General features: G+C 55.4%; 6 protein-coding genes. 2 read left to right on the top strand and 4 right to left on the bottom strand.

All coding sequences use genetic code 11. The features are described 5' to 3' along the window. Nucleotides 1-91 precede the first annotated feature (91 nt). The 4 genes from H8S63_RS19440 to H8S63_RS19425 all read right to left on the bottom strand — a co-directional run bounded on the left by H8S63_RS19440 (nucleotide 92) and on the right by H8S63_RS19425 (nucleotide 4,541). Nucleotides 92-2,179, bottom strand: coding sequence for a type IA DNA topoisomerase (locus tag H8S63_RS19440; RefSeq protein ID WP_010538243.1), 2,088 nt, complete (start codon nucleotides 2,177-2,179; stop codon nucleotides 92-94). A 62-nt stretch (nucleotides 2,180-2,241) separates the two neighbouring features. Continuing rightward, nucleotides 2,242-3,810, bottom strand: a complete 1,569-nt coding sequence (locus tag H8S63_RS19435; RefSeq protein WP_010538242.1) for a DUF3945 domain-containing protein — start codon at nucleotides 3,808-3,810, stop codon at nucleotides 2,242-2,244. A 20-nt stretch (nucleotides 3,811-3,830) separates the two neighbouring features. Next, the gene (locus H8S63_RS19430) at nucleotides 3,831-4,181 is read right to left on the bottom strand and encodes a helix-turn-helix domain-containing protein (RefSeq protein ID WP_010538241.1); all 351 of its coding nucleotides are present in this window, start codon (nucleotides 4,179-4,181) and stop codon (nucleotides 3,831-3,833) included. 3 nt (nucleotides 4,182-4,184) lie between these two features. Continuing rightward, nucleotides 4,185-4,541: a helix-turn-helix domain-containing protein gene (locus H8S63_RS19425; RefSeq protein ID WP_029425573.1), complete on the bottom strand. Its 357-nt coding sequence runs from the start codon at nucleotides 4,539-4,541 to the stop codon at nucleotides 4,185-4,187. Between the two features lie 280 nt (nucleotides 4,542-4,821). On the opposite strand from H8S63_RS19425, the gene H8S63_RS19415 reads away from it, so the two are divergent. Both H8S63_RS19415 and H8S63_RS19410 read left to right on the top strand, forming a co-directional pair. After that, nucleotides 4,822-5,121, top strand: a complete 300-nt coding sequence (locus H8S63_RS19415; RefSeq protein ID WP_004291426.1) for a helix-turn-helix domain-containing protein — start codon at nucleotides 4,822-4,824, stop codon at nucleotides 5,119-5,121. Between the two features lie 31 nt (nucleotides 5,122-5,152). After that, nucleotides 5,153-5,458: a helix-turn-helix domain-containing protein gene (locus H8S63_RS19410; protein ID WP_004293861.1), complete on the top strand. Its 306-nt coding sequence runs from the start codon at nucleotides 5,153-5,155 to the stop codon at nucleotides 5,456-5,458. Nucleotides 5,459-5,544: the final 86 nt, after the last annotated feature.

Raw genomic sequence — 5,544 nt, 5'->3', positions numbered from 1 at the left:
TCCCTCCGAGTGCCACCACTAAATCCAAAGTATGAGTGTAATCCGGTATCGAAGAACAATTCATTACTCTGAACAAGTGGCAAAGTTAATACTATTTCTTCCGTCCTGAAAATTTCTTGCCCTTTTTAGCCTCCGGGAACACGAAAGTCATGTTATATTCCCCGTCAAAGGCTACGACGGCATCGAAACTCTTGCCTTGTTTGCTCTTGAAGCCTTTGAGCAACTTGGTATGTCCTTCGGTGAGCAGGTCTTTGATTTCGTCGTCGGACAGGGTGCGTCCCGCTTTCAGCCGGAACACGGGCAGACCGCACTCGGCGTTGTCGCATCTGACGACCTTCCCGTAGAACCGCATCCTGCCCGTGCCACACTTGGGACAGGCACAGCCGGAATCACGGCTGCCGAAGAGCTTGTCGCACGAGAGCAGTTCGGAAGTGATTTCCCGTGTGTACGCCTCTATCTCCCTGTGGAAAGCGTCGGCGGACACCTCGCCGCGCTCGATGCGGGCAAGCTCCCGTTCCCATTCGCCCGTCATGGCTACGTCGGCTATGCGCATCGTCTTGACGACGGAGTTGAGGGCAAGACCTTTTTCGGTAGGCACAAGCGATTTCTTGCAACGTTCCATGTAACCGCGCTTGAAGAGCGTTTCGATGATGGAGGCGCGTGTGGCGGGAGTGCCGATGCCGCAGTCCTTCATTGCCTGACGCAGCGCGTCGTCCTCAATTTCCTTGCCAGCCGTTTCCATCGCTGAAAGCAGGGTGGCTTCGGTATGCAGCGGTTTGGGCTTGGTTCTTCCTTCTGTGACGGATACGCCCTTAATCGTCAGATAATCGCCTTCATGCAAATCAGGCAATATCACATCTTCCTTCTCCTCGCCATAGACGGCACGCCATCCGGCTTGTTTGACAACGCTACCTTTCACGGTGAACTCCACTCCGGCACATTCCGTCGTGATAATGGTCACGTCTTTGACACATTTTTCGGAGAATGCCTCGACCATGCGTCCGGCAATCATGTGGTAGAGGATGCCGTCCTCTTTGGAGAGGAAGAGCGGCTTCTCGCCCGTGACGAGCAGGGCATGGTGGTCCGTCACCTTTCCGTCGTCCACGCTGCGGCGTGTCGGTGTAGCTTTCGCCCGCACCTTGTCTTTCCATTCTGGCTGCGTGCCGATGAAGGCGAGCAGCTTGGGGATTTCGGCGTACACGTCTTCGGGGATGTAGCGGCTACCCGTTCTCGGATAGGTTATCAGTTTCTTCTCGTAGAGTTTTTGCGCAGTTTCAAGCGTCTGTTCCGCCGTGAAACCGTGCTTGGTGTTGGCTTCCTTCTGGAGGGTGGTCAGGTCGTACAGCAACGGAGTGTCCTCCGTCTTCTCCTTGCGTTCGGCTTTCGTTACTGTTGCGCAGCCTGCCTCCTTTACCTTGTTATATAGTTCCATCGCCGACTCTTTCTCCTTCCATTTCTCGGAGGATGAGAATTTCACGATCTCGCCGTCGCAACCGTCCGTTGCGATATGGAGCTGCCAGAAGGCTTCGGGCGTGAAACGGCGGTTCTCCCAGTAGCGTTCACACACCATCGCCAGCGTGGGTGTCTGCACCCGTCCGACGGAATACGTGCCGTGTCCGGCGGCGATGGAGAGTGCCTGCGTGCCGTTGATGCCCACGAGCCAGTCGGATTCGCTCCGCGCTTTGGCGGTGAGGTATAGGTTGTCATACTTGCTGCCGTCTTCGAGTTTCCGCAGTCCCTCGCGGATAGCCTTGTCGGTGAGAGAGCTGATCCACAGGCGCACGAAAGGAGTGGTGCTGCCCGTGTAGTGGTAGAGGTAGCGGAAGATAAGCTCTCCCTCGCGTCCGGCATCGGTCGCCACGATGATTTGTTCGCTTGCATCGAACAGTCTTTTGATGACTTTTATCTGCGACACCACGCCGCTGTCGGGCTTGTAGCCCTTCTCTGTCCTGACCTGACGGGGGACGAGCGTGAAGGTGTCGGGGATAATCGGGAGGTTGTCACGGACAAAGCCGCGCACGCCGTAGCCGTCGGGCATGGCAAGCTGGACGAGGTGTCCGAATGCCCATGTCACGGCATAGCCGCCTCCTTCGAAATATCCTTCCTCTCTTTTTGTCGCGCCCACGATGCGGGCGATTTCACGTGCCACGGAGGGCTTTTCTGCAATGATTGTCTTCATGTTTTCTTGCTTTTGTTGTTGATACTTTGGATTTTATTTTGGATTCAGTGGTGGACACGGGATTACATTTTCATGCCTTTGTTGTTTTTCTTCGGTTTGTCCTGCTGCTGTTGCTGGCGGGCGGTCTTCGGGGCTGTCTGACCTTTCTGCAAAGGCTCTTTCAGGTTCTTTGTCGCCTCGTTGGTCTTGCCCTCGTTGTTCACCGCCACCTGCGTGCGGCTCTCGTTGGACGGGGCGACCTGCTGCCCGATGTCGGGATTTGTTTCGTAGCGGTACGGGCGACCCTTCTCCGGGTTGAACTTGATATACATCGTGGCATGGAAGCCCTGCTTGTCGGTCACGTTCTCCAGTTTCACGGCTTTGCCCGCCACGTAGTCGGCTTTCTGCTGGTCGGTGAAGTTCACGTCGCTCCATTTGCTGATGGGGCGGATGCTGCCGTCCTCGTTCGTCCACGTGTTGCGGCGTTGCTCCTTCTTGGTCCGGTCGGCATTTTCCCCGCCCTGCGCCTGACTTTTAGAGGTGTCGCCTTTGGCTTCCTGTGTCTGTGCGGTACGGGGCGACTTGCCGGTTCCCGGCACGAACTCCACGCCGCGCTGCTCCACGTTCACTTGCAGGGTGGTGACGAACTTCCTGCCGTCGTTGCGCTCGATGAGCTTGTCGCGCACGGGCAGTCCGGCGCGGAGCATGTCCCGCTCCTGCGCGGTGATTTCCGTCTTGCCGATGCGCTCCGGGATGCGCACCTTGCTCGCCGGAATGTCCGTGATTTCATTCGTCTTGCGGTCGATGCTGATGTAGGAGGGGATGATCTCGCTCGTTTCCTTGTCCACGATGTCCACGACCCTGCCGAGGTTGCCCGTCTCGCACAGGTTCTTCCGGTCGTCGTCGGAGAATTTGTGTTCTTTGTACTCGTCCAGTTTCTGCTCCTTGCGGATGAAGTGCGGCACGAGGCTGACATTCCCCTCGCCGTCCTTCTTGAAGGAAAGGCGGGCGTCCAGCTCGAATGATTCACCACCGAAGGTGGGCTTGACCTTCACCAAGTCGGACTTGCCGTAGTGGAGCATTTTCGTAAGGTCGCCGGACTTTTCAAGGTCGTCGCGCTTCACGCCCCATCTGTCCTCCAGTTCCTGCCAGTTGATTTTACCCTCGTCGATGGGCCGGTAGCCCCGTTTCCCCTGCGTCTGTTCGGAAGTGTCCTGTTGCTGTTCTTTCTGTTGTTTCATGTTCTCCTGTTTTTGAGGTTCTTGTTTCTCTGTCTGTTGCGCAGCTTGCTCTTCCATCACCTGCTGTTGATAGGGGAAGGTGTCGATTTTGTGCGGTGCGAGGATTTGTTTGTTCTGGTACGGATGCTGGAGCAGGTCTTTCATCACGCCCAGCATGGAATCCACTTGGTCCGCCGCGATGCGGTAGAAACCGAAGCGGCTGGGTTCCTTGCACTGTCGGAAGAAGTTCTTGAAGAAGTTGTCCAGCACGTCGCCATGTCTGTCGAATTGCAGGAAACTCTGCGCGTTCTCCGCTTTCGCGGGGGTGCGCTTGGGTGTGCCGTCCGCGTTCAGCCCGGCTACCACGCTGATCTCGCCCGTCTTTTCGTCACGGACTACCAGCACGTCCTTTTCGTCTTTTTTCTTTGCCATCTGAAAAATGTTTTAATGGGTTATTTATGAAAGAAATTATGGATACGCGCCTTGTAGAAGGCTATATCTTCCTTTTTGAAGTCCTTGATATGGTTGGAAAGGAATGTCAGCACGTCTTCCTCGCTGTAATAGGTTTTCTTGCCCAGTGTCTTGTAGGGCAATGCGCCGACACTGCGGTAGCGTTGCAGGGTGCGCTTGCTTATCTGGAGCAGCATACACAAGTCCTGATTGTCGAAAAGGCGGATGCTTTCCGTGATGGAGGGCTGTCGTTCCTCCACCTTCATCGCCAGCAGCAGTTCGTCCTGACGGTCGAGCCGTTCCATCAGCTTCTGCATCCAGCCCTCGAAGTTGTTTCGTGTGAGCAGTTCCATGACCTATGTCCTCCTTCCTTTGGGGCTGCCTCCAGTGCGCAGCGTGTGGTTGCGTTTCAGCTCCTGCGGTGTCGCGGCGTCCTCGTTGACGGTACACTCATCAAGCAGGCGGTCTATTTCAGACTGTCGGTAGCGGCATTTGCCGCGAAGCACGACATAGCCGATGCGTTGCTCGCTGCGCATACGCTGGAGGGTGCGGGTACTTACGTTAAGCAGGTGCGCCGCTTCGCGTGTGGTGAGCAACCTGTCGGGCGATGCCGCTTTCTTGTCGCCGGAGACGGCACGGACGTGTGCCGCAATCTCTGCTATCTGTTCCGTCAATGACCGGAAGACGGAACTTTCCATCGTTATCACTTTCATATTCAGTCCTTTCTTTTTGTTTATTTTCATGAACATAAGCTGCTCCTCGGCATATCGTTCAAGCAAGCTTGACGCTCTGCACTCGGCTTGCTCTATGTTTCTGCGGCAAAAATCGGCAATAAACAAAAGGGGCTTTAACAACTCACTACGTGACTCACGTAAGATTTTTACGGAAGATGGCTCCGTAACCCGGTCAAACGGCGCAACAGGCAGCCTTTCAGCGGAAAACGGCACATGTTCGGAACCGTACCGTTACCTTTGCGGGCAAACCGATAATTGCATGAATATGGAAATAGTATCTATCGAGAAAAAGACTTTCGAGATGATGGTGGCGGCATTCGGCGCACTCTCGGAGAAGGTCGCCGCCCTGAGGCGCAAAAGCGACACGGGGCGCATGGAAAGATGGCTCACGGGCGAGGAGGTCTGCGGGCAGTTGAGAATAAGCCCACGCACGTTGCAGACGCTGCGTGACAGGCGGCTTATCGGCTACTCGCAGATAAACCGCAGGTTCTATTACAAGCCGGAGGAGGTGAAGCGGCTGATACCGCTTGTCGGCACGCTCTATCCGCATGGCAGATGATTTGATTTATTCACCCACTGAATCCGAAGTTATGATGAACGAGAACAACGATGTTTTTACGATGGAAGACGAGCCGATAGCCTCTGTGATGCAGGATATGCGCAAAGGTTCGAAATGGCTGTCCGCCTTTCTGGAAAGTTACCGTCCTCCGCTGGACGGGGAGCGTTACCTGACGGACGGCGAGGTGTCGGAACTGCTCCGCGTGAGCCGGCGCACCTTGCAGGAATACCGCAACAACCGCGTGTTGCCCTTCATACTTTTGGGAGGGAAGGTGCTTTACCCGGAAACAGGGCTGCGTGAGGTGCTGGAAGCGAACTACCGCAAGCCGCTGGAGTGAGGCGGTTTCATGAAAAAGTAAACGGGTGACACCTTTTGTGGTGCTACCCGTTTACTTGTCTTATGGGGTATGTGCAATCAGCAATA

It is taken from the genome of Bacteroides sp. NSJ-39 (assembly GCF_014287315.1).
Taxonomy (GTDB): domain Bacteria; phylum Bacteroidota; class Bacteroidia; order Bacteroidales; family Bacteroidaceae; genus Bacteroides; species Bacteroides finegoldii.
Note: the sequence above shows the minus strand (reverse complement) of the source record. Positions and strands in the feature narration are given on the sequence as shown.